The following is a 25,193-nucleotide window of genomic DNA, read 5'->3' as shown; positions in this document are numbered from 1 at the left end:
TTGCTATGCGGCCGCTACCAGGCCTCTTTACCTGGCCTCGCCTGCCGTGGCGCGGCGGAAAATGCTCGGCAGCCCGCGGGAAACGCCGGTGTCCACCGTGACGGTCGCGCTCATGCCGGTGCGCAGCGCCGCCTTGGCGTCGGCATCGGTCAATTCCAGGCGGACCGGAATGCGCTGCGTGACCTTGACCCAGTTGCCGGTAGCGTTCTGCGCGGGCAGCAGCGAGAACTCGGCGCCGGTGCCGGCGCCGATCGCCTTGACGGTGGCTTCGAACGTCTTGCCCGGATAAGTATCGACCATGATTTCGGCCTTCTGGCCGGGTTTCATGTTGGTGAGCTGGGTTTCCTTGAAATTGGCGTCGACCCAGGTGTCGCCGGTCTCGACCAGCGAAAACAGCGGCGTGCCCGAACCGACATACTGGCCGACCTTGAACGAAGCGGCCTGGCTGATGATGCCGTCGGCGGGTGCCTTGACCGTGGTCTGGACCAGATCGTAGGCCGCCTTGTCGCGTGCGGCGAGCGCCGCCATTACCGTTGGATGCTTGTCGGTCTCGATGTCGGGATTGCCGCCAAGTGCCGCCTTGGCGCTGACGATCCCTTGCTGGGCCACGGCCAGCTGCTGCTTCGCCTTGTCGAGGTCGTTCTTGGCTTCGTCCAGAGACGACTTGGCGTTGATGCCCTTCTGGGCAAGGTCGGCGGCGCGGTCATATTGCGACTGCGCGTACTGGACCTGGCTTTCGTCGGACTTCTCCTGCGCCAGCGCCTGGCTGTAGGCCGCACGCAACTGCTCGACATTGAGCCGTGCGCCGGCCACCGCCGCGTCGGCCTGGGCCAATGCGATCCGGTAGGGCTCGGGATCGATAGCGAACAACACGTCGCCCTGCTTGACAGACTGGTTGTCGAAAATGTCGACCTGAACGATGCGGCCCGCCGTATCGGCGGCTATCGACACCTTGGCCTGCTGCAGATTGGCGTTCTCGGTCTCCTGATAGCGGCCGCCGGTCACCCAGACATAGCTGCCGCCGGCGATCAACGCAGCGGGCAGCACAAACATCAAAAGGAAGCGGCCGGCACGGCGCTTCTGCTTCGGCGCCACCGGCGCCGGAGCTATCTGCGGAGCGACCGTTACCGGAGCTGCCGCCGGCTTCGCGGGAGCTTCCATCTCCAGCTTGGCCGCATTCTCATCTAGTTTGGCTACCGCGTTCATGCTGCTGTGCCTTCCGTATTCTTCACTTTTTCCGAGGGCGGCGCCTCACCATCTGCAAGATTCTGCACCATTGTCTCCAGCGCCCTGACCAGGACGCGGCGATCTTCCGGCGAAACGCCAACGAGCGATTCCTCATAGACCTCGCCGGCAAGGCTCTTGACGTGGGTGTAAGCCGCGTTTGCCTTGGCGGTCGGGAAAATCATGCGCACTCGCCTGTCGGTTGCGTCGGGACGGCGCTCGATCCAGCCGCCCTCCTCCATGCGATCGACAAGACGCGAGACGCTGATCGGCTCGATTTCGAGAAGCTCGGCAAGCCGCGCCTGCGCGACACCCGCCTCCTTGGCGACGCGGACCAGAAGCCGCCATTGCGCCGAAGAAAGGCCGAAACCACTGGCGCGCGCTTCGAAGCGCTTGCGCATCAGGCGCTGTACGTCGTGGATCAAAAAGCCCAATCTGTCGATGCCGTCGGAAACCATGAGCGACATATATAATAAGCGTGCTCATAATTCAAGGAGCCGGATTGTGCCAGAAGCCGGCGAGTGTGCATGGCAGTCGGTGCAGGGCGATCGTAGTTAGCAATTTATTACGCCGGGCGCTTGTAACGCGAAGCGATGCGGTTCTCGAGCGGCGCCCCGGATGAGCTGAGCCTGGATGCAGCGCTTGTGACGGCGCCCTCGGGCGAACGCTTCTTCAGCATATCGGCGTGCTACATCGGCCCCCTCGACGAAGGCCAGCAAATCATTCAACCTCTGAGAGAGTATGGCACGCCAGTTGAGCGCCGGATTGCTCCTGTCCCCTGGTCCTGCAGCAGGTTGGCGGCGCCATCTCGCGAGTACCGATGGACGGAACGCCCTACGCCAACAGAGATGCACTTTACGATTGCTTCCCGATATCGATCTGGGACAATCCGTCTGACGACGAAACGCACATCCGATGGGCGCGCGACCTGTGGAATGCAATGAGACCGTTCTCGACCGGCGGCGTCTATGCGAATAATCTCGGCGAAGAGGGCACTGATCGGGTTCTGGCGGCTTACGGCGAGAATTATCCGAGGTTGGCCGCACTAAAGAACAAGTATGATCCCACCAATTTCTTTCGCTTGAACCAAAACATTAAGCCTGCGACCTGAGCGACCGCCCCGGGCCGATGCTCGAAATTCTGCGGCGCTGCTACAGCTCCAAATTCCAGTTCTGGCCGACCAGATCCTTGCCGAAGGAATGGTGGCGCTCCTCGTTGGTCAATTTAAAGCCCGCAGCCTCATAGATGTGGCGAGCGGCGGCGAGCACGCCGTTGGTCCACAGCGTCAGTGTCGTGTAACCCGTGGCGCGGCAAAAGCCGATACATTCCTCGACCAGCCGCTTGCCGATGCCGAGGCCGCGCGCCGACGGCTCGACATAGAGCAGGCGCAACTTCGCCACCGCGTCCGACTGGCGCACGACGAAGACCGAGCCGACGACCTCGCCTTGCCGCTCGGCGATCCAGCTGCGTTCCCATTTCGGATCGAAGGATTTGACGAATGCGCCGAGGATTTCGGCGACCAGCGCTTCATAGGTTTCGTCCCAGCCATATTCCTGCGCGTAGAGCAGGCCCTGGCGATGGATAATCCAGCCGATGTCGCCGATTTGCAGAGGCCGCAGCATATAGGGAATTTTGGGCTCGGTGCTTCCGCCCAGCAGACGCTGCACCATCTGCATGGCCCTGACCAGCCTGTCCTGTTCGGCAACCGAAAGTCGGTCGAGCAATGCCGCGACCTGGTCGTGCGAACCCTGGTTCAGCGGCGCGAAGGCCTGCCGCCCGGCCTTGGTCAGCGCGATCGACGAGCGCCGCGCATCCGCCTCGATCGTGGCGCGCTCGACCAGATCACGCTCCTCGAACTTCTTCAGCAGCCGGCTGAGATAACCGGCATCGAGGCCGAGATCGCGCGCAAGGTCGGTGGCGGTCAGGCCATCGCGATGCGCCAGCTCATAGAGCACCCGCGCCTCGGTCAGCGAGAAGGTGCTTTTCAGCAGCCCTTCGTCGAGCAGCCCGATCTGGCGGGTGTAGAAGCGGTTGAAGGCCCGCACCGCGTCGATCAGTTCCTTGCCTGGGTGATGATGAATGGTCATGGCATCCTCCTCCCCGCAAGATCAGCGATTTAGTTGACTTGGTCAAGTATCCGTTTGAAGCAATTGTTCCTGATGATGCCCACCGGGCGCCTTGACTCGCGCGAGTTGCCAGCCTATTTCAGCGCCACGTTAGCACTCCCCCAAGATGAGTGCTAACCACATGTCCGGCGCCGCCGGACGGAGGAACTGTTCTCACCATTCTCATCGAGGAATAAAAAATGGCAAAGTCGAAGTTCCGCCCGCTTCATGACCGCGTGGTCGTTCGTCGGGTCGAATCCGAATCCAAGACCGCGGGCGGGATCATCATCCCCGATACGGCTAAGGAAAAGCCGCAGGAAGGCGAGATCATCGCCGTCGGTTCCGGCGCCCGCGACGAAGCCGGCAAGCTCGTCCCGCTGGACGTCAAGGCCGGCGACCGCATCCTGTTCGGCAAGTGGTCGGGCACCGAAGTCAAGCTCAATGGCGAAGACCTTCTGATCATGAAGGAATCCGACATCATGGGCATCATCGGCTGAATATCGGCCTCACCCTCGTTTAAATCTTCGGGCTCAATCCAAGCCCCTGCCAGGAGCTAAAAATGGCTGCCAAAGACGTAAAATTCTCCCGCGACGCTCGTGAGCGCATGCTGCGCGGCGTCAACATCCTCGCCGACGCGGTGAAGGTCACGCTCGGCCCCAAGGGCCGCAACGTCGTCATCGACAAGTCGTTCGGCGCACCGCGCATCACCAAGGACGGCGTCACCGTCGCCAAGGAAATCGAGCTTGAAGACAAGTTCGAGAACATGGGCGCGCAGATGGTTCGCGAAGTTGCTTCGAAGACCAACGACATCGCCGGCGACGGCACTACGACCGCGACCGTTCTGGCACAGTCGATCGTCCAGGAAGGCCACAAGGCGGTTGCCGCCGGCATGAACCCGATGGACCTCAAGCGCGGCATCGACCTCGCCGTCGCCGACGTCGTCGCAACGCTGATCAAGAACGCCAAGAAGATCAAGACCTCGGAAGAGGTTGCCCAGGTCGGCACCATCGCCGGCAATGGCGACGTTTCGGTCGGCTCGATGATCGCGGAAGCGATGCAGAAGGTCGGCAATGAGGGCGTCATCACGGTCGAGGAAGCCAAGACCGCCGAGACCGAGCTCGAAGTCGTCGAAGGCATGCAGTTCGACCGCGGCTATCTCTCGCCCTACTTCGTCACCAACGCCGAAAAGATGGTTGCGGATCTGGAAGACGCCTACATCCTGCTCCACGAGAAGAAGCTCTCCAACCTGCAAGCCATGCTGCCGATCCTCGAGGCTGTCGTGCAGACTTCGAAGCCGCTGGTCATCATCTCCGAGGACGTCGAAGGCGAGGCCCTGGCCACGCTGGTCGTCAACAAGCTGCGTGGCGGCCTGAAGATCGCTGCCGTCAAGGCGCCGGGCTTCGGTGATCGCCGCAAGGCCATGCTGGAAGACATCGCCATCCTCACCGGTGGCCAGGTCATTTCCGAAGACCTCGGCATCAAGCTCGAGAATGTCGGCCTCAACATGCTCGGCCGCGCCAAGAAGGTGTCGATCTCCAAGGAGAACACCACCATCGTCGACGGCGCCGGCAAGAAGGCCGAGATCCAGGGCCGCGTCGCCCAGATCAAGCAGCAGATCGAGGAGACCACCTCGGACTACGACAAGGAGAAGCTGCAGGAACGTCTCGCCAAGCTGGCGGGCGGCGTTGCCGTCATCCGCGTCGGCGGTGCGACCGAAGTGGAAGTCAAGGAAAAGAAGGACCGCGTCGATGACGCCCTCAACGCGACCCGCGCGGCCGTCGAAGAAGGCATCGTTCCCGGCGGCGGCGTCGCACTGCTGCGCGCTTCGCTGAGCATCAAGGCAACCGGCGCCAACTCCGACCAGACCGCGGGCATCAGCATCGTGCGTCGCGCGCTGCAGGCTCCGGCCCGTCAGATCGCGGCCAACGCCGGTGCGGAAGCATCGATCGTTGCCGGCAAGATCCTTGAGAACAAGGGCGCGACCTTCGGTTACAACGCCCAGACCGGCGAATATGGCGACATGATCGCCATGGGGATCGTCGATCCGGTCAAGGTTGTGCGCACAGCCCTGCAGGACGCGGCCTCGGTCGCCGGCCTGCTGGTCACCACCGAAGCCATGATCGCGGAGGCTCCGAAGAAGGAGTCGGCTGGCGGCGGCATGCCTGGCGGCATGGGCGGCGGCGGCATGGGCGGCATGGGCGGCATGGACTTCTAATCCAGCCAATCTCGCAAGCTTACGGAAAGGGCGGCAGCGATGCCGCCCTTTTTCGTTGATGTGGCGGAAATTGAGAGGCCGTCCGATCCCAAGTAAGCAGGCGCGTATCCCGCAGGACGCGTCTGTTCGGCTACCATGCCGTTGCTTCCAGGCGTCGCGGCGGCGCAGAACATGAATCGTCGAGCTGCAGCCTTGGCCCTTTTGGCGGAACGCCGCGCCGCCTTCGATGCGATGAAGGCATAAACGTCAATGCACCGCGGCAGCGGCACTCTTGGCCGGCAATGCCCCCTCAATCAGCGCCGCGACCTCATCGGCTACCGCCAGCACCGGGGCGCGGTCGTGGGTGGCGCGTGCGATCACCATCAGTCCTTCAAGCGATGATTCGACCAGCAATGCCAGCGCGTGCGCGCGTCGCTCGGGCACCCCTGCCCTGACGAAGGCCGCCCTGAGCAAGCCTATCCATTGCTCGAAGGCGGACCGGCACAATTCGGCCAGTTCCGGCATGTCGATCGGCGAGTCCAAGACCACGGGCGCGATCGGGCAACCGAGCGTGAACCGATTGTCTTCCAGCATGCGCGCGACCGACTGGTAGATGTGGTGGACGGCCACCGCCGGGTCCTTTTCGGCCGCAAGGGCCTCGCCCAGCCTTTTCGAGACGTCCTCGACGCTGTCGCGCGTCACCTCGATGACCAGCTGGTCCTTGCCGCCCGGAAAATGAAAATAGAGCGAGCCTCTCGGCGCGCCTGAGGCGCTCAATATGTCGTTGAGCGAAGTGCCGTGATAGCCGCGCTGCCGAAGCAGGCGCCCCGTGGTCTCGAGTATGCGGGTACGGGTGTCGTTCGCCATGTCAACCTCTGTCAGGAGTGAGCATTATAGGCCTTGCCTCGAATATGACAACCGGTCTACATAATATGTAGATCAGTCTACATATCGAGAGGCAAATGCGCAGTTATCGTCTTGAAGGAACCTGCGGGACCAAGTGCCTGGTGATGCGCGACGAGGCGCAGCCGACGCCGAAGCCGCACGAGATCGTCGTGCGTGTCCGCGCCGCTTCGCTCAACCGCCGCGACACGATGATCCTCAACGGCAGCTATCCACTGGCGCCGCGCCAAGGGGTCGTTCCGCTGAGCGATGGTGCCGGCGAAGTCGTTGCGGTCGGCGAGGCCGTCACCCGCTTTGCGGTCGGCGACCGCGTCACCGGCAGTTATTTTGCGCGCTGGATCGATGGCCGCATCAATGCCGGTCTGATCGACCAGCTTGGCTGCACGCTGGACGGGATGCTGGCCGAATACGCCGTGCTCGACGAGCAATGGGCGGTGCGGCTTCCCGATCATCTCGACTGGCATCAAGCGGCGACACTAACCTGCGCCGGCCTGACCGCCTGGAATGCCGTGACGGCGGCCGAAATGCCGAAGCCCGGCCAATGGGTTCTTGTCATCGGTTCAGGTGGCGTCGCGCTATTTGCGCTGCAATTCGCCAAGCTGCTCGGCTGCCGTGTCGTGGCAGTCAGCTCGCGCAACGAGAAGCTGGACCGGCTGCGGGCGCTGGGCGCCGACCTCGTCGTCTCGACCGCCGACATGCCGGAATGGGGTGCTGCGGTGCGCGAGCAGACCGGCGGCATCGACCTCGTCGTCGAGACCGGCGGCCCGCCGACCTTCGCGCAATCGATGATCGCCTGCGCGCTTTACGGGCGCATCGTGCTTCTCACCGTACAGGATGCGAAAGGCGGGACGGTGCAGATCCCCGGCCCGGTCTACCAGCGCAGCCTCGCCACCATCAGCCGCCTGTTCGTCGGCAATCGCACCAATCTCGAAGCCATGCTGCGCGCCATCTCGGTGCATCGCCTCAGGCCTGTCATCGACAAGGTGTTCGCCTTCGACGAGGCCAACGACGCCTACCGCTATTTCCAGCAAGGCGACGTCTTCGGGAAAGTGGTCGTCAACGGCGCCTGACTGGTCCGCCCCAAAATCTGATCGACCCTCAAATCAAAGGAGAGACACAATGACCATTCGTGAAGCAAAGGCCCAATGGCAGGGATCGTTGAAGGAAGGTTCGGGCCGGCTGAAGCTCGGCAGCGGCGTCTTCGAAGGCGCCTACTCGTTCCCGTCGCGTTTCGAGAACGGTCCCGGCACCAACCCCGAGGAATTGATTGGGGCGGCGCATGCCGGCTGCTTCTCGATGGCGCTGAGCACCGTCCTCGGCCGCGAAGGTTACACTCCCGCACGCATCCACACGATCGCCAAAGCGCATCTCGGCGCCACCGCGGCCGGACCGACGCTGACCCGCATCGAGCTGGAGACCGAGGCAAGCGTCGCCGGGTTGGCGGCGGGGGAGTTCGAGCGGCTGGCGCAGACGGCCAAGGAGAGCTGCCTCGTGTCGCGGGCGCTGGCCGGCGTCGCAGTGATCACGCTCAAGGCCCGCCTCATCGAAACCGCTACCGATCACTGAAGGGAAGGAATATCCAATGACACAGGAACTCGTCATCGACGTCGCCGCCGCCAAACGCTCCGCCGAAACGGCCGAGATCATGCGGCGCTACAACGACGTCTTCCAGCGCCACGACCCGTCGGCGCTCGACGATCTGGTGGCGGAAGATTGCGTGATCGAGAACACCACGCCGGCCCCGGACGGCGCCCGCCGCATCGGCAAGGGCGCCTGCGTCGAACTGTGGTCGGCGATCGCAACCGGACCCGGCACGCGCTTCGACATTGAAGAAACTTTCGTCGCCGGTGATCGGGCGACGATCCGCTGGCGCTACTGGATGGCCGACGGCAATTCGCTACGCGGCGTCAACCTGATGCGCGTGGCGGACGGGCAGATTGTCGAGGCCATGGGCTATGTGAAGGGATAGATTTGCGCTGCCCGCGACCTTCCTGTCTACCGGTCCGCCAGCGCCAGTTTGGCGCCGAGCATGACAAAGGCTCCGGCGAAGGTACGGCGCATCCAGGTCAGCACCTTTGGCCGCGACACGACATGGCTGCGGATTGACGCCGCGAAAACGCCGTAGCCGACAAAGACCACGAAGGTGAGCAGCATGAAGATGCTGCTGAGTTCCAGCATCTTCGACAGCGCATGCGGTTCGGTGGTGCTGACGAATTGCGGCAGGAAGGCAAAGAAGAAGATCGACAGTTTTGGGTTGAGGATGTTGATGAGGATGCCCGAAGTGATCACTTTGCCGGCCGAGCGCGGCGCGACATTTTCTTCGACGCTCAGGCCGCCCTTCTCCTTCAGCGTGTTCCAGGCCATGTAGAGCAGGTAGGCGACGCCGAGATATTTCAGCGTCTCGAAGGCGACGGCACTGGTATGCAGCAGTGCCGCGAGGCCGGTGATGGCGGCCGCCATGTGCGGAATGATGCCGAGCGTGCAGCCGAAAGCGGCAATGATGCTGGCGCGCGCACCACGTGAAAGCCCGGCGCTCAGCGTATAGAGAACGCCGGTGCCGGGCGAAGCCACGACAATCAGCGACGTCAACAGAAATTCGATGCTCACAGATGGTCTCCCGGTGCTGGCCCCGCCGCCGGCAGCGTAATCAGCGAAACGTGCGGGCACAAGCCAGCCTGAGAGCCTGTCCGCATTCAGATCATGCTATTGGCGTGCAGCTTGCTATCCGCGATGGGCTGCCGAACTTCCCAGTGTTCGACCAGCTTGCTGTCCTTCAGCCTGAAAATGTCGACAATGGCCAAGCCCTCCTCCTCCGGTTCGCGTTTTGCGTGCATGTGCACGATGACGAAATCCCCTTCGGCAAAAATCCGCTTCACCTCTCCCTTCACGAGGGGAAATGACTGTTTGAGCTGCTGCAGATAGGCTTTGAAGCCTTCCGCACCATCCGCAATGTTCGGATTGTGTTGGATGTAGCGTTCGCCAAAATGCATCGAAGCAGCTTCGATGTTGCCTTGGTTTACTGCTTTGTCGATGAAGTCCAGGACGATCGTCTTGTTGGTCTCGAGCGAATTATGACTCTCGGCTGGAAATGGATTTGATGGTTCGTCACGCATGTTTTGCTCCTTCCCGTGCCTGCTTCTGCCCGGTGTGGACAGGAGCGTCCGCACGCCGACATTGCCAACATGATCTGTTGCGATTGTGAGATGGTCGATACGCTATTCCACTAGATTCTTATCCAATCGTCTAATAGCGTCGTCCTATTCATCGTTGGAGGATGGTTCTCATGGACGCCTTGTCCGAAGTTCTTGCTTCGCTGAGATTTGGCAGCGCCATGATCGGCAGCGCGACCCTGCATCGGCCATGGGGTATTTCGGTGGATCCGACAAGGAATGCCGCCATCCACGTCATACAGAACGGCGAATGCTGGCTGCGGTTAGCCGGTGAAAGGGAGCCGATCCGCTTAGGCGAGGGAGATGTCATCCTTGTCGCGAGCGGTATCGGGCATGCCCTTTGCAATCCGGCGGATGCACCGACGGCATCGATATCCGCCGTCCTTTCCGCAAATCGGAGCGGACTGGAACCGAAAAGCGAGAGCGGCGCGACAACTCTTCTTTGTGCGAGATATTCACTCGACGGCGTCGGGCCATATCCGATGGTTTCGCTGCTTCCTCCGCTGATTCATTTGACCCGGAATCAGATCGACACCAGCGAGCCGCTGCGGCTTGCCCTGGAACTTCTGCAGGTCGAAGCGAAAGGCGATCTCGGCGGCCACGACATTGTCGCCCCACGCCTTCTCGACAGCACGTTGATCTTCTTGTTGCGCGCCTGGATCGAACATCAGCCACTCGGAACAGGGGGATGGTTTGGCGCCTTGCGCGACAAAGGCATTGCGCAGGCTTTGCGCCTGATCCACGAGCGGCCGGGCAATCCCTGGACCATCGCTTCCCTTGCCAGCGGCGCAGCACAGTCCCGGGCCACCTTCGCGCGTCGCTTCGCTCAACTGGTAGGACAGCCGCCGCTGTCCTATGTGACCCGGTGGCGGATGAACCTTGCCGCCAAGGCTCTGCGGGAAACGAACCAGAACATTGGCGAGATCGGGCGCGCCGTCGGATATGAATCGGTGCCGTCGTTCTCGCAGGCATTCAAACGATTGACCGGACGATCGCCCGGCCTCTACCGCAGCGACTTTCGCGCATCTGATTGACGAAATTCAAACTGGGACGCCAGCCCGAGGGCCGTCATTCAAGCGTCGGCAGACCGTGAGCCCGACGCGCGATCAGGCAGTCGTCATCGCCCGGCATGCAGGCGCGGCAGACGTCGGGGCGGATGTCGTAGATGCCGCAGGCCGTTGACTTGCCGACCTCGCCGCACAGTGCCGAACAGCGCGCGCCGTCGCAGCGCATACCGGCTTCGTCGGCAGCCACGTATTTTTGCGGGATAAGGTCGAGCTGCGCGTCATCCTCGGTGGAGAAGCGCGGCCATCTGGACGAGTAGGCGCAGCAGGCGCCACAGGTCTGGCAATCGAAGGCAATCGGACCGACGCCCTCTTGTGGCGACGAAAACTCCTCTGCGACCGCCAGGGCAAGCAGCCTTGGCGCAGATTTCCGGTCGGCATTTTGCTGCAAGGACGCTATTTCTTCTTGGGCTTGCGCGGCGGTGCTTCCGCCGGCGACCTGAACAGATCGGTGCCCGCTTCGGCGGCTTCGCCGGTTTTTGGCGCGGCCGCCGGCTTGGCCGGCTTCACGGCGGCAGCAGGCGCTGCCGGCTGGCCCTTGGCGGAAAACTTGATTGCCATATCAATCCTCGTCAGAGAAACGCGATGATGGCGCATTCGGATTGCGAAGGCGGCCGATGAGCGCCGAAACGGCCGTGATGTTCATTTCTTCGGGCGACCAGTTCCTGGCTTCCTCGATGTGCCGGGGCGCCAGCTCGCGATGCGTGCTGCCGCTGTAAGCGGCATCCTGAAAGGTCATGCGCTCGCGGGTCTTGGCGTTTTCCCGGACGTATTCAATCAGATAATTGGGGCATTCGGCACGACCGCGCACGCCGAGCCGAACCTGGGCATCGCCGTGGACACGCCTGCAGCGCTCGAGCTTTTCGAGCACGCGCCGGACATATTCGACCGGCTTGTCTAGTTCGCCCACGACATCGGCGATGGTCGAATCTGCGGCGATCGCCTTTTGAGGCACGCGTTTGGTGGCCATCAGCGTTTGCCTGCGCGTTTCGGCGAGGCCGCGAGCGCAACCGCCGCCGCCATGTCGTCGGCTTCCTTCTCCAGCCGCAATTCGCGCAGCCGCGCGGTCTTGGCTTCGCGGGCCTGGCTGACGGCATCCCGTTCGGAATTGATGCGGTCGAGCGACATCGACTGGGTCCGCGTCTTGCTGAAAATGGATTCGGCCTGGTCGCGGGGTTTTTTTGAAGTTGCGGTCAAGGTCTTTCTCCCGGTTCGGAGCACGCCGCCGAAAAGTGGCGAGACTGGTCTTTCGGCCAGGATCCCGCACAAAGCAATACGGCAGCCGGTTCAAATTGCTGGAACGTCCTTAGCACGTCCGGGCCGTCGAGCAGCGCTCTTTCGGCGGTCGAAGCGCAAAAATGAAAAAGGCCAGGCACCGCCTGACCTTCCATAAGAGCGCCTGCGCATCCCGAGAAACGCGCAAAGAAACGTTCTTCTCAATGCACATGATCCGCTCCGAGATTTAACATCCCGCGATCGTGCGCTGGAATTTGCCATTCACCGGTGCCAGTACATCCGTGGTCACCGGTGAGGCTGAATTCCGTTTTAGGCCGCCTTCAACTGGTCGGCGGACATCTTGCCCGACTTGTTGTCGCGGACCATCTCGTAGCCAAGCTTCTGGCCCTCGACGATGTCGCGCATTCCGGCGCGCTCGACGGCTGAGATGTGGACGAAAACGTCGGCAGAACCGTCGTCAGGCTGAATAAAACCAAAACCCTTGGTGGCGTTGAACCATTTAACTGTGCCTGTGCTCATAACGAACCCTTTCCATGGCAAATATTCGTTCGCCGTCATGCGGATGCACAACAACGTTTGTCTCGACTTTGATGGGGGAAGTTCGCCAAAGGCGCGCCTAGGCACGCGGATAACAAAAGTCGGTCAAACAAATATCGACAAAATTCTTATAGACTTCTTTGCGCGTTGTGTCAATTTTTTTGATTTGCCACACTCGCGGAGACGCGCGGCGGCGGCCCGCGCCAGCACATCGGACGGCGAAAGCCGGGCTATTGCCCGCCGAAAAAACCAATCAGCCGGGAACCATTTTGGCGCCGGGGCATTTTTTTCGGTGTCGAACGCCGTTCTCGAAAGAGCGATCTTGAGAAAAGGCGGACGACAAACAGGACGCCCCCCGCGCAGATAAAAGGCACGAGGGGCGTTCCTGTGATGCGACCATTCGCGCCGCTGCACCCTGCCCCTCACAGCATGGCCCGGCTGAGCCCGCCATCCACCGGCAAAGCCACGCCGGTGATATAGGCGGCGTCGTCGCTGGCCAGGAACGCGGCAACCGCGCCGAATTCGGCGGGGGTGCCGTAGCGCTTTGCCGGGATTTCGGCCTGACTCTCGGCGGCGATCACAGCAGCGTCCACACCCCTGTCGGCGGCGTCCATCGCGTCGAACCGCTTCGTCCGGTCCGTCGCAAAACGGCCAGGCAGCAACAGGTTGACGGTGACGCCGTCCGCCGCCACTTCGCCGGCCAGGGTCTTGGCCCAGCCGGCAAGCGACGCGCGCAACGCATTCGAAGCGGTGAGGCCGGGGATCGGCTCGCGGACGGACGTGGAGGAAACGGCGATGATGCGTCCCCAGCGCCGTGCCCGCATGCCTGGCAGGAAAGAAATGGCGATGCGCATCTGGCTCAGCACCATGCTGGTGAACTGCTTTTCCCAGACGCTCGCATCGAAGACGCTGGCCGCGAAGGGCGGCGGGCCGCCGCCATTGAGCAGGACGATGTCGATCCGCTGATGCTCGTCCTCGACGGCACGGATCAGCCGGGAGACGCTGTCGTTATCGGAAAGATCGGCGCTGAAGGTCGAGCAGACGGGGCCGGCGGACTCGATCGCGCGCCGCGCCGCATCCAGGGTCTCCTCCCCTCGTCCGACCAGGATGATCTCCGCGCCTTTCGCCGCGAGCGCTTCGGCGACGCCGAAACCCAGGCCCTTGCCTCCTCCGAGAACCAGCGCCTTCCGCCCCTCAAGATTTGTACTTATCAAGCCAAGCCTCCTCTGGTTTCACTGCGCACTCCCGGATAAGCCCTGAGTGCATGCTTTGGGCGTGCATCAGTGGACATGCACAATGGCGTCGGCTTCGACCGGAACATTGGCCGGCAAGCCGGCCATGCCGAGCGAGCAGCGGGCATGCTCGCCACGCTCGCCGAAAACATGGAGCAGAAATTCGGATGCTCCGTTGCCGACCTCCGAATAGGCCGCAAAGCCGGCCGCCGCGTTCACATAGACGGTCAGCTTGGCGAATTTCACAACACGGTCGAGATTGCCGTCCAGTTCCTTGTCGAGCCAATAGACGATGTTGGCCGCGCAGAGCCGGGCGGCGTTCCGCGCCGCGGCCAGAACGATCTCTGCGCCGACCTGGCCGATCGCAGCGATCTCCTGCCCGATCTCGGGGATCTGACCGGAGACATAGACGATGTCTGCGACCCGAACCGTCGGCGAGAACGGCAAAGCGGGCCGATCGAGCGACGGCCAGGCAACACCGAACTCCTCAAATCTTCGTCTGTAGGACAAGGTGGCTGCTCCTGTTTTCGTTGGTGCGAGCGGACCTTGAATTCAGATCGGGCTTTCGGGTAGCCTGATAGTGCTGACACAGCTATCAGGAATTCTTATGACTAGAGATATCGACATCAGGCTGCTGCGCGCCTTCGTCACCGTGGCCGATACGGGAACGGTGAGCCGGGCCGCCGATCGGCTTGCCCGCACCCAGGCGGCGGTGAGTATGCAGCTTCAGCGCCTCGAGGGTGAAGTCGGCGCCGAGCTGCTGCGCCGTTCGCCGCGCGGCGTGACGCTGACCGAGGCCGGCGAGATCCTGCTCGCCTTCGCCCGCAAGGCCATCGCGATCGGCGACGATGCCAGGCGCGAGATAGAAGGCCGCAGGCTGGTCGGCCGTGTCCGGCTGGGCATCGTCGAGGATTTGGCGGTGACACGGCTGCCGTTGATCATTGCCGACTTCCGCCGCCGGCATCCTTCCGTGGAGATCGAGCTGACATCAGCCAGCAGCAGCGATCTCAGCAAGTCGCTGGGCGAAGGAAAATGCGACATCGTCATGGCCGATCCGGCGCGCTTCACAAAGGCGCCGCGAGGCCATCTGTCACGACAGTTGGTCTGGGCGGCAAGCCGCATGATCGAGATCGATGACGAGGTCGAGCTTCCGCTGATCATCTTCGAAGGCGCCTGCTCCTGGCAGGACAGAATGCTGGCCTCGCTCGCCGAGGCCGGGATCGGCTGGAAGATCGGCTGCCGCGTGTCGACTTTCGCGACGCTGATCTCGGCGCTGAGGGCCGGGCTTGGCATCGGCCTTCTGCTGCAGGAAGGACTACCGCCCGACTGCCAAAGCCTCAACGGACGCTTCAACCTGCCGCCGGCGCCGATGGCGGATTTCGGCGTCTACCTCGCGAGGGACCCGTCGCGGCTGGTCGAGGAGTGTGGCGATTTCCTGCGGGCGGGATTTGAGGCGTAGCGAAAATATCTGACGCCGTTCACCGTTCCTGGTCAGTCGGGCGGATGACGATCTCGTTGACGTTGACGTGTGCCGGCTGGCCCACGGCGTAGAGAATGGCCGCGGCGATGTCCTCGGCGGTCAGCGCCTCCATGGCGGCGAGCCGCTGGTCGAGCCCGGCCTTCGCCGCCGGGTTGGTGACATGGTCGCCGAGTTCGGTGCGCACAAGGCCAGGCTCGATGACGGTGACGCGAACCTTATCGGCATAGACTTCGCGGCGCAGCGATTCGGAAAAGCCAACGACGCCGAACTTGGTTGCGGCATAGCCGCTGGCGCCGGGATTGGCGACGCGGCCGGCGATCGACGAGACATTGACGATGTGACCCTTGGCGGCCCTGAGATGCGGCAGCGCCGCCTTGGTGACGCCCATCAGCGCCAGCAGGTTGAGCTCGATCATGCGGCGCCAGTCGTCGAGCAACGCCTCGGCGGCCGGCGACAGAAGCATCACCCCGGCATTGTTGACGAGGATGTCGAGGCGGCCCCATTCGGTGACAACCTTGTCGACCATGGCGGTGACATCGTCGTTGCTGGTGACGTCGGCCTCGATGCGGAGCGCCGTGCCGCCGGCCTTTTCGATACGTGCGGCCAGCGCTTCGAGACGATCGGCGCGACGTGCGGCAATCGCCACCTTGGCCCCGGCGGCTGCGAGCGCCACAGCGGTTGCCTCGCCGATGCCCGAGGAGGCGCCGGTGACGAGTGCGACCTTGCCGGCCAGTGCGGAAGAAACAGAAGTCATTGTGAAGTCTCCAAGGCCCCTGCCCGAGCTTCAGATAGGCCGTGGGCCGCAAAGCGGAAGACCGGCTCCTCGGTTGCTCGGCTCTATTCGTCGGGACCGGGCTCCGGCCAAGGCTCTTTCGCCGCCTCGGCATACCAGTGGCGCATCGCCGGTATTGAAAGCACGGCGTCGACATAGGCGCGGGTGTCGGGCGCCAGCGTGCCGCCATAGGTGTCGAAGCGGGTGACGACCGGCGCGTACATGGCATCGGCCGCGGTGAAACGGCCAAACAGAAACGGCCCGCCTTTGCCGTATTTTTCGCGGCATTCGCGCCATAGCCCTTCGATGCGCGCCCGTTGCGCCTCACCTTCGGCGTCGAGCGGCTTGTGGCCTTTCGGCCGGCGCAAATTCATCGGCCAGCCATAGCGGACCTCGCGAAAGCCGGAATGCATCTCTGTCGCCGCCGAGCGGGCCAGCGCGCGGGCGCCGATGTCGGCCGGCCAGAGCTTTTTCTCGGGAAACAGCTCAGCAAGATATTCAAGGATGGCAAGGGTTTCCCAGACGATCCGGACCTCGCCATTCGGCAGCCGATGGTTCAGCACCGGCACCTGGCCGGTCGGCGATATCCTGGCCAGATTGGCCGCGGTCTCGGGCGTGCGCAGGCGCACAAGACCTTCCTCGAACGGGATCTCCAGATGCTTCATCGCCAGCCACGGCCGCAGTGACCACGACGAAAAACACTTGTTGCCGATGAAGAGCGTGAATTCAGCCATTGTCCCTCCGGCCCTGTCTGTTCGGGCGTTCTGGTGCACCCTATCCTGTCGGCTTCGCGGCCGGAAGCTATCCCAATCGACGGGCAGAACCCGGAACCTAAGCGATCCGCGACCGTTTCTCCAGGCGAACGGTCCAGGAGATGCGAGATGGTGAACAAGGATCAGGTTGCCGGCGTTGCCAAGCAAGCCAAGGGCTCGGTCAAGCAGACCGCCGGCAAGGCCACCGGCAACAGGCGCACCGAGGCCGAAGGCGACGTCGACAAGGCCACCGGCAAGATGCAGAAGGCTTACGGCGACGTGAAGGACAAGGTGAAGAAGGCGCTTTGACGCCGGCCCTTCGTGAACCAGGAAGAGGCGGCTCGGCCGCCTTTTTTGGCCCTCTCCTGCCCGTCAGAAAGTCAGGCTTTTGCTGTATGCATTGGTGAAGGTGACCTCGCCATGATCTCCGGCGGCTTCGCCCAGCACCACATCCATGCTGTTTCCCGTCACCCGCGCCAACGCAAAGCCGCCCATGAAGGCGGCCTTCGGCTTGAACAAGTCGACCCCGTCACGGTGGTAGATCATCGGCGTCGCGTGCTGGTGGCCATGGAAGATGCCGACGACGTTGTAACCCTTCAGCACAGCCAGCAGCGCCTGCCTGTCGGCTTCGCTCCACCAGTGGGGCGGACCCTTGCCGCCGTCGTCGAAGGTTTTCTCGGCGGCGTCCCATCTTTCGATCGAAAAAGTATCCCAGCCATAATGCTGGAACAGGATGACCGGGCGGCCGTCGCCGGCATAGGTTGCCAGGTCCTGCTTCAGCCATGGCAGGCTGCTGGTGGCGCCATGGCCGGTATCGCCGGCGAAACGGTGCGTCTGGACAAGATGCAGGCCGCCCCAATCCCATGAATAGCAATCGGTCCCGACATCGTAGTCGGTCGCCGGCGCAGGCGGCTTGAAGAACACGCCGGGGCGGTGGTTGACCTCGACGTAGTCGCGCATTTCGCGGCGGTACCAGTCGACATGCGAGCGCGGGCCGTTCTGGTCGAGGTCGTGGTTGCCGAGGCCGACATAGACCGGCATGTGCACGCGGTCGGGGCCGACGCCTTGCTGGTAGCGCTGGCTGAACTGAAGCAGTTGCGTGCCCTCGCTGGGCTGGGTGATCTGGCCGCCGCCATCATCGGTGATGTCGCCGCCAACGACCAGGCCGAGCGGCGTGCCGATGTTGCCCGTCGAGCGCAGGCCGGTGGCAACGCCATCGATTTCAGCCGGCCATTGCCTGTCGCCGACGCCGTTGAGTGCGGCGACGTTGCGCAGCAAGGCAGCGTCGGTCTTGCCCTCCTGCTCGCAATGCGGGCTCAATCCGTTCGCCGTGCGGCAGGCATGGACATCGGCGATAAACAAGAAGGTGGCGTCGATCGGCGGGATGCGCTGGCCGGTCTGGCCGAAGGCCGGGTGCGAAACGGCGCCGGCCGCGGCAAGGCCCGCTGCCTGCATCAGGAACCTGCGCCGGGAAACCGGCCGGGCGGGAATGCGATGCATCATGCGCTAAAATTCAGCACGACGGGGACCGGCAGTCCAGTTGCTCGTAAAGTATGTCGACACGTTCTCCCAGGTCTGGCATTGCTTTCGGCATTCAACTTGCGCGGGCAAAGGAGGACGCCATGAAAGCTACATCCATCGGCATGACAATGGCGATTCTGGCGGTGACGAGCGCAGCGCATGGCGCCGGGTGCATCGACGCCAAATCGGCCAAGGCCGGCTTCATTCTCGAAAGGCCCGGCATCCACAGCGAATTTCGCCCGGCGGCGGGCGGAATGGTGGCGGTTGCCAACAAATACCAGTCGCAATCGCCGCAGTCGCAGTACCTGTTCGGCGGGCTGATCGAGGTGTTTCGCGACAGCAGCACGGGGCAGCTGGCGATGATCCCGTTTTCCGATCTCAGGAAGGTGTTCCCGCTGAAGGCGGGTGCCAAGAGCAAGATCGTGTTTGCCCGTCTTGCACCGAACAAGCCGCCGAAGGGCACCGAGACGCTGGAGATCAACGTCAAGGGCAAGGAGACGTTCAGCCTGGGTGACTGCAAATACTCCGTACTCGCGGTCAACCAGACGATCAGGAGCGAGGCCGGCGAGACGCGGGACGAGTTCACCGCGCTTTACGCACCCGACCTGCAGGCAGTTGTGGCCAGGCGCTATGACGAGGGCACTAGCGCCGAAAGCGTGGTCGGCTACGAGCTGATCAAGCCGCTGCCGAATTAAGAGCTCGGCCTCCCGCCTCGGTCGCGATATCAGCGACTGCGGCCTCTGTCCTGCCAGCGTTAAAGCGCTCTGTGCAGTATCCTGCGACGTCGCCTCGTGACTCCCTGTTCCAATGCCATCAGGCAATCGCGCAGCACGCTTGCGTCCTGCGCGGTCTTGGCCATCGACATGGCGCCGGAATAGCTGGCGACAGCCAACGCTGCGAAGCGCTGCGGATCGATGCCCTGTTCCCGGCCCGCCTGCTGGTCGGCCCTGATCTTGTCGGCGATCACCTGACGCCAGGTAGAAAAAATGCTGGCAAGGGCAATGCGGAAATCCGGATCGGCAAGCGACAGTTCATGCGCCAGGTTGTTGAGCGGGCAGCCGCGCACGAAACCCTGCCGCTCCAGCTCCGCCGCGACGGCCGCGAACACGGAGCGCACGCCCTCGCGCGCTGAGGGAGCCATCCGCACCGGCGCGATCCATGTCTCTTCTACGGCGGCGGCGACCCGCTCCTCGATCACTGCGAGCGCCAGCGCCTTCTTGGTCGCGAAATGGTGGTGCAGCGCGCCGCCGGTGACGCCCGCCGTCGCCATCAGGTCGCCCATGCTGGACGCATGATAGCCGCGTGCCTGAAACGCCTCCTCGGCGACATCGAGCACCTTTTTGCGCATGCCTTCGGGGTCGTTGGTGCGTTTTTGAGCCCGCGACCTTGGGCGAGCGGATATCTCTGCTGACATCTTCACACGATAGCAGATTGACAAAACAGGACAACCGGTCTGTTTTGTAAAACAGCCGGTAGGGTTTGCTTGGCGCGACGCCGCCAACGCCCAGTGATCGATTCGGACGAGGCGCTGCTTCTACTCTTTCATGAACCAATCAATATTCAGCGTGCCTCTTCGCCACTCCGTTGCGGTCACATCGGCACTTAAACTAACCACCGACGATTTCGCGTCTCTTGCGAGGCTCTTCAAATCGGCAAGAGCCATTTTTTCTTCGAGTGGCAAAAGGTGCCCGGCACTCCAGAACCTGACATTTTCGTCTGTATGCCTCAGGGTTCCCAACAGAAAAGATCGGCCAAGATCAGGTCGGTTCCTGATCTCTCTTATTGCGCGGATTAAGCGGTCGTGAGCCGCATTCGATCCTTTGACATCCCCCATTTCAAGTAGTTGACGGTGCAATATGGCAGCCTCAACGTATTCTCTTTCGGGGTCCCTTGGCGCTTCTGGCTGCTTCACATCGAGCACCTTTTTGCGCATGCCTTCGGGGTCGTTGGTGCGTTTTTGAGCACGCGAACTTGGGCGAGCGGATATCTCTGCTGACATCTTCACACGATAGCAGATTGACAAAACAGGACAACCAGTCTGTTTTGTAAAACAGGATGACTGTCCTGTTTTGGAGATTAAGCGATGAACCTGCCTTTGAACGCCGTGCCTAAATCCGATCTGCTCGCCTCGCCCGTCGTCGAACTCAGGCAATACACGCTGAAACCCGGCAGGCGCGAGACGCTGATCGGCATCTTCGACGGTTACCTGATCGAGGGCCAGGAAAGCGCGGGGATGACCATCATCGGCCAGTTCCGCGATCTCGACCGGCCGGATATGTTCGTCTGGCTGCGCGGCTTCGACGGTATGGAAGCGCGGAAAAACGCTCTGACCGCCTTCTACGACGGGCCGGTCTGGGCTGCGTGGCGCGACGCCGCCAACGCCACGATGATCTCATCCGACGACGTGCTGCTGCTGAAGCCGGCCTGGCCGGGCGCGAACCTAGACCTCTCGGGATCGAAACGATTACCCCAGGCGGACCTCGAAAAACCGAGCGCAAGCAGCGATTTGCAGGCAATTGTTGTCATCAGGATTCATCATTTGCAACCGGGCCTGGAAGCCCGTTTCGCCAATGACTTCCAGACCGCGGCCCTTCCGGTGCTCGCCGCATTTGGCGCGTCGCCGCTCGCCGCCTTCGTTACCGAGCATGCCGAAAACAGCTTTCCGCGGTTGCCGGTGCGGGCCGGCGAAAACGTCTTCATCAGCATCACGGGTTTCGACAGCACCGAAGCGCATGCCCGCCATGAGGCAGCCTTGGCCGCATCCCCGGAGTGGCAAGTGTTCGAGCAGGCCGCGCAGCGGGATTTGGCCAGGCCCGTGGAGGTTCTGCGCCTGGCGCCCACGGCGCGGTCGCTGCTCGGACAGCCAACGCCGGCGTGACCAACGCCGTTGAAAGCCACCTATGTGCACTGAACCCCTGTCTGGTTCACGCCTGAAAATGCCTGCCATGGATCACCTGGTAACGCGTGGTCCATGCGGTTGCCTGCTCCAGATCAAGGCAAACGCGCAGCAGCCGGTGATCCTCGTTCTTGCGGCCAATGAGCTGGATGCCAATCGGCAGGCCGTCTTTCGACTGGAAAAGCGGCAGGCTGGCGGCCGGTTGGCCGGTGACGTTGAAGATTTCTGTGAAAGGCGCAAAGCCGTAGGCCCGGCTCGCCCAAGCCTCGTAATCGAAGAGAGCACCATCGCCATGGATGGCGCCAAGCCGGGGCGTAGGCTCGGCCGTCGTCGGCGTGATGATCAGGTCGAACCCATCGAACGCCATCGCCATCGCCAGCGAAGCGCTGTGCACATGGTCCTGCGCCCTGAGATAATCGGCGGCCGAGGATCGCCGAAAACAGTCGAGCGCGTGACGAGTCAGGCTTTCGATTTCGCCGGCCCCCGGCATCCGCCCGATCTCGTCGGCGCGCTCGTCAACCAGCCGCGCGATCTCCGACATCCAGAAGATGCTCCAGTCCGCTTCGGCGCTGGCTTCCCGCGGGAAACGCGCCTCTGTGACCTCGTGCCCCATTTCCTCGAGGAGGATCATGGCTTCCTGGAATTTTGCCCCGATCTCGGACGCGACGGGCGTGCCGTCCGGCCGGTGCGCCAGGCACGCGACGCGCAGACGCTCGCCGGGCGAAGACAACCAATCCAGGTAGGACGGCACCGATTTGGACACGGAGTAAGGCGCTCCTTGTTCTGGACCGGCAGTCATGTCCAGCATGGCGGCGCTGTCGCGAACGGTGCGGGACAGGACGTTCTCGGCGTAGAGCCCGGCGCCGACCTGACCTCGACCAGGCCCGACAGGCGTGAGCCCGCGCGACGGCTTCATGCCGAACACGCCGCAACAGGCAGCCGGCACCCGGATCGATCCGCCGATATCGGAACCGTGGGCGACCGGCACCATGCCGCTCGCCACCGCGGCAGCAGCTCCGCCGCTTGAGCCGCCCGCCGTCAGCGAAGGATCCCAGGGGTTCGAGGTGGGGCCGCGAAAGCTGGGTTCGGTGACGAAGTCGTTGGCAAATTCAGGCGTGTTTGTCTTGCCCAGCAAGATCAGACCGGCGGCCCGCCAGCGCCGGACGATCTCGCTGTCGGGCTTCGGCGCGGCATCCTTGAAGTAGAGCGACGAGTGCGTCGTCGGCCACTCCCGTACATTGACGCCGGTGTCCTTGACCAGAAAAGAATGCCGGCGAGTGCCGCCTGCCGGTTGCAGCTTGCCGCAACGGAAAGCGCCCGGTCCGCATCGATCAGCGTCACGGCATTGAGGGCGGGATTGACGCTTTCGATCGCTTCGATAGCCGCCTCGACGACCTCGACGGCGGATAATTCGCCCGAGCGAACATGCGCGGCCAGGGCGACGGCATCCAACGCCACGTATTCGGAAAGATTCATGACTGCTCTCAGCCCGGACTACCTGTCGCTTCGGCTGTCGGCTGGGGTCCAGCTTTGGTACCGAGCTTGAAATACCGGCCGATGGCTGCCGCGACCAATGCCGGATCCTCCCAGTGCGGGTTGTGTCCGCATCGCACCGCGCTCACGAACGCGGCGCTAGGGATTTCTTCGAGGAGCCGCCGTTGGTGCGTTTCGTCGAAGAGCAGGTCGTGCGCGCCAGCAATGACAAGCGCCGGCAGGCGCAGCATGCGCGCCTTGTCGGTCAGATCGATGCGCCGAACCTGCTCCAGGATTGCGCGCCAGAGTGCCGCCGGCATGGCTGACGCCTCCTCCGCAGTCATGGTCAGGAATTCCGCTGGAACCTCGGCCTCGCAGGCATGCCAATAGTCATAGAACGGATCGGCCGGCGATATCGGGTCTCGAAGCGCCCGCACACCAATGGTCATCGGGTGGTCCTCACCGATCTGCGGCCGTAGCGTTCCGGCCATCAGCACCAGGCCGCCGATCATCTCGGCGTAGCGTGCGGCTGCCTCGATCGCCACCATACTGCCCAGGGAATGCCCGACCAGAACCGGCCGCTCGAGCCGCAATCGCTCGATCAAACTCGCCACATCTTCCGCGAAATCCGCTGGGGCGAAGCCGCGTGTCCCGGCCAGCGAGGCGCCATGCCCGCGCAGGTCTGGAATGACAAGCCGGCGCCCGGCGAGATGCGGCGCCAGCAAGGAGAAGCTGCGGCTCGTGTCGGAGAAGCCGTGCACCAGCACCAGCGCGGGCTCCTGCCCGGCGATTTCGACGCAGGCCGTTTCAGTGCGGCCGGCACCGACCCTGCGCTTGCGGCCGTTCCAGCCCGCCTGATCGGCCGATATCACAGGCCGAGCTGCTGCTTGACTGCGTCGAGCGCGGGCTTGCCATCGAATGTGGTGACACCGGCAAGCCAGGCGCCGAGCCTATCCGGATTCTCCTTGAGGGCCTTCAGGCCGGCTTCCTCCGGCTTCATGCCGTCGTTGATGAGATAGCCCATGCCGAGATTTTCGAAATCGATATCGAAGGCGAGGTTCTTCAGCAACTGCCCGACATTCGGGCATTGCTGCAGATAGCCCTTGCGCACCTGCGTCGTCACCGTCGCGGCGCCGAAGTTCGGGCCGTAGAACTTGTCGCCGCCGCTCAGATATTTGAAGTCGTACATCGTGTTCATTGGATGCGGCGCCCAGCCCTGGAAGACGATGAAGCGCTTTTCCTTGATCTCGTAGCCGACCTCGGAAAGCATGCCGGCTTCACTCGATTCGACGACCTGCCAGCCATCGAGGCCGAGCGACTTATCGGCGATGGCGTCCATCATCAGCTGGTTCGAGCCCGGCTCGATGCCGTACATCTTCCTGCCGAATTTGTCGGCGAACTTTTGCAGGTCGGCAAAATCCTTGACGCCGGCCTCCCACACGTAACTCGGCACGGCAAAGGTGTATTTGGCGCCGACGAGATTGACGCGCACATCGTCTACCGAGCCGTCCTTCTTATAGGGCTCGTAGTAGGTGATCATCGCCGGATCCCAATAGCCAAGGAACACGTCCAAATCATTGTTCTTCAAGGATTCATAGATGACGTTGATGCCCAGAAGCGAGCTTGCCGGCTTGTAGCCGAGCGCATCGAGCAAGACGCTGGTGACGCCGGTGGTGAAGGCAAGGTCGTTCCATCCAGGCTCGGCCATGCGCACGACCTCGCATTGCTCAGGTTCAGCCGCAAAGGCCGGCCGGATCGCCAGCAGGACGCAGAGCGAGGCGCCCATTCCAAGGCTACGAAGCATTTCGGTTCTCCTCATTTCACCAACAGTGTTGACCGCCTGGTTTTTATATTGTCCCACTGGTCAATTCTTGATCTCGACGGACGAAAATGTCAACGTCGGTTTTCGATGCATGGATCCGGCCCGTGAAACTCAAGCGTCTCAGCGACATACGCCGCAAGGAGCTGCGGCAAGCCGCCTTTGCCGTGCTTCAGCGCGAAGGCATAGCTGGCGCCACCATAGAAAAAGTGGCGGCACAGGCCGGCGCGTCGAAAGGCATCGTGCTGCACTATTTCAACAGCAAGCGGGAGCTGTTCGAGCATGCCATGCGCGAATCGAACCTGGTGCTGCGGCATGCGGTGGTCGAGCGGCTGAGACAGGCGCGCACGCCAATGCAACGGATAGAGGCCATCATCGAAGGCAATTTCGAGCCGCATCTCTTCCAGCCGTCCCTCTGCCACGCCTGGCTTTCACTTTGCGCGGAGGTTCCGCGCGACGAAAAGCTTGCCCGCATCCAGAAGGTGATCCATGCGCGCATGCGCTCCAACCTGCTGTCCGGCCTGCGCGGTCTGGCGCCGGCACGCGATGCTGACGAGATCGCTTTCGGCGTCACCGCCCTGATCGACGGGCTGTGGTTGCGGCTTGGCCTGCAACCCGGCAGCGTCACGCGAGAACAGGCCATTCATCAGGTGAAGGATTTCGTCGCTACGCGGCTGGCTGTTCGGCGCGGTGCAGCCGCTGCCGAATAGACAGGCGCATCAGCCGAAAGTTCATATTGAAGGATAAGCCGGCGGCTTGACCACAATCGGCAACGGCGCTGCTCTCCTTTACCAGACAAGACGGCAATACGCGGG

General features: G+C 62.8%; 33 protein-coding genes. 12 read left to right on the top strand and 21 right to left on the bottom strand.

From position 1 onward, the window contains the following. Positions 1 to 27 precede the first annotated feature (27 nt). Together NKI72_RS07150 and NKI72_RS07145 are read right to left on the bottom strand one after the other, a co-directional pair. A complete protein-coding gene (locus NKI72_RS07150) occupies positions 28 to 1,206 on the bottom strand; it encodes an HlyD family secretion protein (RefSeq protein ID WP_352474507.1) in 1,179 nt (392 codons plus the stop codon). Next, on the bottom strand, positions 1,203 to 1,682 hold the full coding sequence (locus tag NKI72_RS07145) for a MarR family winged helix-turn-helix transcriptional regulator (protein WP_352474535.1): 480 nt from the start codon (positions 1,680 to 1,682) through the stop codon (positions 1,203 to 1,205). The genes NKI72_RS07150 and NKI72_RS07145 overlap by 4 nt, the downstream gene beginning before the upstream one ends. A 362-nt stretch (positions 1,683 to 2,044) precedes the next feature. Between NKI72_RS07145 and NKI72_RS07140 the strand changes: the two genes are divergently transcribed. Beyond that, positions 2,045 to 2,335, top strand: a complete 291-nt coding sequence (locus NKI72_RS07140) for a BBE domain-containing protein (protein WP_352831805.1) — start codon at positions 2,045 to 2,047, stop codon at positions 2,333 to 2,335. A gap of 40 nt (positions 2,336 to 2,375) precedes the next feature. Here the strand turns inward: NKI72_RS07140 and NKI72_RS07135 are convergent, their stop codons facing one another. Then, positions 2,376 to 3,311 carry a bifunctional helix-turn-helix transcriptional regulator/GNAT family N-acetyltransferase gene (locus NKI72_RS07135; protein WP_352831807.1) on the bottom strand — a complete coding sequence of 312 codons (936 nt, stop codon included), beginning with the start codon at positions 3,309 to 3,311 and terminating at the stop codon, positions 2,376 to 2,378. A 218-nt stretch (positions 3,312 to 3,529) separates the two neighbouring features. Between NKI72_RS07135 and groES the strand changes: the two genes are divergently transcribed. Together groES and groL are read left to right on the top strand one after the other, a co-directional pair. After that, positions 3,530 to 3,826: a co-chaperone GroES gene (gene groES / locus NKI72_RS07130; protein ID WP_006203049.1), complete on the top strand. Its 297-nt coding sequence runs from the start codon at positions 3,530 to 3,532 to the stop codon at positions 3,824 to 3,826. 62 nt (positions 3,827 to 3,888) lie between these two features. Continuing rightward, entirely contained in the window at positions 3,889 to 5,544 is a 1,656-nt protein-coding gene (gene groL / locus NKI72_RS07125) for a chaperonin GroEL (RefSeq protein WP_352481739.1), read from the top strand. A 246-nt stretch (positions 5,545 to 5,790) separates the two neighbouring features. Here groL and NKI72_RS07120 read toward each other — a convergent pair whose 3' ends face one another. Beyond that, on the bottom strand, positions 5,791 to 6,390 hold the full coding sequence (locus NKI72_RS07120) for a TetR/AcrR family transcriptional regulator (protein WP_352771820.1): 600 nt from the start codon (positions 6,388 to 6,390) through the stop codon (positions 5,791 to 5,793). A gap of 95 nt (positions 6,391 to 6,485) precedes the next feature. On the opposite strand from NKI72_RS07120, the gene NKI72_RS07115 reads away from it, so the two are divergent. Genes NKI72_RS07115 through NKI72_RS07105 form a run of 3 tightly spaced genes read left to right on the top strand, consistent with a single transcriptional unit; the run spans position 6,486 to position 8,395 of the window. Continuing rightward, on the top strand, positions 6,486 to 7,496 hold the full coding sequence (locus NKI72_RS07115) for a zinc-dependent alcohol dehydrogenase family protein (RefSeq protein WP_352850002.1): 1,011 nt from the start codon (positions 6,486 to 6,488) through the stop codon (positions 7,494 to 7,496). 49 nt (positions 7,497 to 7,545) lie between these two features. Continuing rightward, positions 7,546 to 7,992: an OsmC family protein gene (locus NKI72_RS07110; RefSeq protein ID WP_352831811.1), complete on the top strand. Its 447-nt coding sequence runs from the start codon at positions 7,546 to 7,548 to the stop codon at positions 7,990 to 7,992. Between the two features lie 16 nt (positions 7,993 to 8,008). Continuing rightward, on the top strand, positions 8,009 to 8,395 hold the full coding sequence (locus NKI72_RS07105; RefSeq protein WP_352831813.1) for a nuclear transport factor 2 family protein: 387 nt from the start codon (positions 8,009 to 8,011) through the stop codon (positions 8,393 to 8,395). Positions 8,396 to 8,421: 26 nt separating this feature from the next. On the opposite strand, the gene NKI72_RS07100 is transcribed toward NKI72_RS07105, so the two are convergent. Both NKI72_RS07100 and NKI72_RS07095 read right to left on the bottom strand, forming a co-directional pair. Next, positions 8,422 to 9,033: a LysE family translocator gene (locus tag NKI72_RS07100; protein ID WP_352684918.1), complete on the bottom strand. Its 612-nt coding sequence runs from the start codon at positions 9,031 to 9,033 to the stop codon at positions 8,422 to 8,424. A gap of 86 nt (positions 9,034 to 9,119) precedes the next feature. Then, positions 9,120 to 9,539 (bottom strand): nuclear transport factor 2 family protein, encoded by a 420-nt coding sequence (locus NKI72_RS07095; RefSeq protein ID WP_352517837.1) that lies wholly within the window; start codon positions 9,537 to 9,539, stop codon positions 9,120 to 9,122. A gap of 161 nt (positions 9,540 to 9,700) precedes the next feature. Here NKI72_RS07095 and NKI72_RS07090 point away from each other — a divergent pair, with 161 nt between their 5' ends. After that, positions 9,701 to 10,630: an AraC family transcriptional regulator gene (locus NKI72_RS07090; protein WP_352749496.1), complete on the top strand. Its 930-nt coding sequence runs from the start codon at positions 9,701 to 9,703 to the stop codon at positions 10,628 to 10,630. Positions 10,631 to 10,664: 34 nt separating this feature from the next. Here NKI72_RS07090 and NKI72_RS07085 read toward each other — a convergent pair whose 3' ends face one another. The 7 genes from NKI72_RS07085 to NKI72_RS07055 all read right to left on the bottom strand — a co-directional run bounded on the left by NKI72_RS07085 (position 10,665) and on the right by NKI72_RS07055 (position 14,175). Then, a complete protein-coding gene (locus NKI72_RS07085) occupies positions 10,665 to 11,006 on the bottom strand; it encodes a YkgJ family cysteine cluster protein (RefSeq protein ID WP_352517854.1) in 342 nt (113 codons plus the stop codon). Between the two features lie 50 nt (positions 11,007 to 11,056). Continuing rightward, positions 11,057 to 11,221 (bottom strand): hypothetical protein, encoded by a 165-nt coding sequence (locus tag NKI72_RS07080; RefSeq protein WP_023722752.1) that lies wholly within the window; start codon positions 11,219 to 11,221, stop codon positions 11,057 to 11,059. A gap of 1 nt (position 11,222) precedes the next feature. Then, positions 11,223 to 11,630: a hypothetical protein gene (locus NKI72_RS07075; protein WP_352517839.1), complete on the bottom strand. Its 408-nt coding sequence runs from the start codon at positions 11,628 to 11,630 to the stop codon at positions 11,223 to 11,225. Next, a complete protein-coding gene (locus NKI72_RS07070; protein ID WP_023677608.1) occupies positions 11,630 to 11,857 on the bottom strand; it encodes a hypothetical protein in 228 nt (75 codons plus the stop codon). Before NKI72_RS07070 ends, NKI72_RS07075 begins: the two co-directional genes overlap by 1 nt. Before the next feature lie 348 nt (positions 11,858 to 12,205). Further along, positions 12,206 to 12,415, bottom strand: coding sequence for a cold-shock protein (locus NKI72_RS07065; protein WP_010915421.1), 210 nt, complete (start codon positions 12,413 to 12,415; stop codon positions 12,206 to 12,208). Between the two features lie 440 nt (positions 12,416 to 12,855). Beyond that, a complete protein-coding gene (locus tag NKI72_RS07060) occupies positions 12,856 to 13,647 on the bottom strand; it encodes an SDR family oxidoreductase (RefSeq protein ID WP_352831815.1) in 792 nt (263 codons plus the stop codon). 66 nt (positions 13,648 to 13,713) lie between these two features. Then, positions 13,714 to 14,175 (bottom strand): RidA family protein, encoded by a 462-nt coding sequence (locus NKI72_RS07055; RefSeq protein WP_352850001.1) that lies wholly within the window; start codon positions 14,173 to 14,175, stop codon positions 13,714 to 13,716. A 97-nt stretch (positions 14,176 to 14,272) separates the two neighbouring features. Between NKI72_RS07055 and NKI72_RS07050 the strand changes: the two genes are divergently transcribed. Continuing rightward, positions 14,273 to 15,124 carry a LysR family transcriptional regulator gene (locus tag NKI72_RS07050; protein WP_352743457.1) on the top strand — a complete coding sequence of 284 codons (852 nt, stop codon included), beginning with the start codon at positions 14,273 to 14,275 and terminating at the stop codon, positions 15,122 to 15,124. 19 nt (positions 15,125 to 15,143) lie between these two features. Here the strand turns inward: NKI72_RS07050 and NKI72_RS07045 are convergent, their stop codons facing one another. Together NKI72_RS07045 and NKI72_RS07040 are read right to left on the bottom strand one after the other, a co-directional pair. Then, positions 15,144 to 15,899 (bottom strand): SDR family NAD(P)-dependent oxidoreductase, encoded by a 756-nt coding sequence (locus tag NKI72_RS07045; protein WP_352743455.1) that lies wholly within the window; start codon positions 15,897 to 15,899, stop codon positions 15,144 to 15,146. 83 nt (positions 15,900 to 15,982) lie between these two features. Further along, entirely contained in the window at positions 15,983 to 16,651 is a 669-nt protein-coding gene (locus tag NKI72_RS07040; RefSeq protein ID WP_352541615.1) for a glutathione S-transferase family protein, read from the bottom strand. A gap of 147 nt (positions 16,652 to 16,798) precedes the next feature. On the opposite strand from NKI72_RS07040, the gene NKI72_RS07035 reads away from it, so the two are divergent. Next, on the top strand, positions 16,799 to 16,978 hold the full coding sequence (locus NKI72_RS07035) for a CsbD family protein (RefSeq protein ID WP_254820647.1): 180 nt from the start codon (positions 16,799 to 16,801) through the stop codon (positions 16,976 to 16,978). Between the two features lie 63 nt (positions 16,979 to 17,041). On the opposite strand, the gene NKI72_RS07030 is transcribed toward NKI72_RS07035, so the two are convergent. After that, positions 17,042 to 18,172, bottom strand: coding sequence for a metallophosphoesterase (locus NKI72_RS07030; protein ID WP_352472656.1), 1,131 nt, complete (start codon positions 18,170 to 18,172; stop codon positions 17,042 to 17,044). A gap of 119 nt (positions 18,173 to 18,291) precedes the next feature. Here NKI72_RS07030 and NKI72_RS07025 point away from each other — a divergent pair, with 119 nt between their 5' ends. Further along, complete coding sequence (locus NKI72_RS07025; protein ID WP_352831819.1) at positions 18,292 to 18,885, top strand: hypothetical protein; 594 nt, start codon at positions 18,292 to 18,294, stop codon at positions 18,883 to 18,885. 59 nt (positions 18,886 to 18,944) lie between these two features. Here NKI72_RS07025 and NKI72_RS07020 read toward each other — a convergent pair whose 3' ends face one another. Both NKI72_RS07020 and NKI72_RS07015 read right to left on the bottom strand, forming a co-directional pair. Then, the gene (locus tag NKI72_RS07020; RefSeq protein ID WP_352831856.1) at positions 18,945 to 19,538 is read right to left on the bottom strand and encodes an LmrA/YxaF family transcription factor; all 594 of its coding nucleotides are present in this window, start codon (positions 19,536 to 19,538) and stop codon (positions 18,945 to 18,947) included. Positions 19,539 to 19,724: 186 nt separating this feature from the next. Then, positions 19,725 to 20,342, bottom strand: coding sequence for a hypothetical protein (locus NKI72_RS07015; protein WP_352831861.1), 618 nt, complete (start codon positions 20,340 to 20,342; stop codon positions 19,725 to 19,727). Here NKI72_RS07015 and NKI72_RS07010 point away from each other — a divergent pair. Then, positions 20,274 to 21,068 carry an NIPSNAP family protein gene (locus tag NKI72_RS07010; RefSeq protein ID WP_352850000.1) on the top strand — a complete coding sequence of 265 codons (795 nt, stop codon included), beginning with the start codon at positions 20,274 to 20,276 and terminating at the stop codon, positions 21,066 to 21,068. The two genes, NKI72_RS07015 and NKI72_RS07010, sit on opposite strands and share 69 nt — an antisense overlap. Positions 21,069 to 21,114: 46 nt before the next feature. Here NKI72_RS07010 and NKI72_RS07005 read toward each other — a convergent pair whose 3' ends face one another. From NKI72_RS07005 to choX, 3 genes are all read right to left on the bottom strand, one after another. Beyond that, on the bottom strand, positions 21,115 to 22,347 hold the full coding sequence (locus NKI72_RS07005; protein ID WP_352850015.1) for an amidase: 1,233 nt from the start codon (positions 22,345 to 22,347) through the stop codon (positions 21,115 to 21,117). A 223-nt stretch (positions 22,348 to 22,570) separates the two neighbouring features. Further along, positions 22,571 to 23,431, bottom strand: coding sequence for an alpha/beta fold hydrolase (locus NKI72_RS07000; RefSeq protein ID WP_352831822.1), 861 nt, complete (start codon positions 23,429 to 23,431; stop codon positions 22,571 to 22,573). After that, positions 23,428 to 24,363, bottom strand: a complete 936-nt coding sequence (choX, locus tag NKI72_RS06995) for a choline ABC transporter substrate-binding protein (protein ID WP_352831824.1) — start codon at positions 24,361 to 24,363, stop codon at positions 23,428 to 23,430. The genes NKI72_RS07000 and choX overlap by 4 nt, the downstream gene beginning before the upstream one ends. Before the next feature lie 86 nt (positions 24,364 to 24,449). Here choX and betI point away from each other — a divergent pair, with 86 nt between their 5' ends. Then, positions 24,450 to 25,088 carry a choline-binding transcriptional repressor BetI gene (betI, locus tag NKI72_RS06990; RefSeq protein ID WP_352541621.1) on the top strand — a complete coding sequence of 213 codons (639 nt, stop codon included), beginning with the start codon at positions 24,450 to 24,452 and terminating at the stop codon, positions 25,086 to 25,088. The last annotated feature ends 105 nt before the right edge of the window (positions 25,089 to 25,193 follow it).

It is taken from the genome of Mesorhizobium sp. M0437, from assembly GCF_040321335.1.
Taxonomy (GTDB): Bacteria; Pseudomonadota; Alphaproteobacteria; order Rhizobiales; family Rhizobiaceae; genus Mesorhizobium.
The sequence above is the reverse complement of the archived record's forward strand: the minus strand, read 5'-3'. Positions and strand labels throughout refer to the sequence as shown.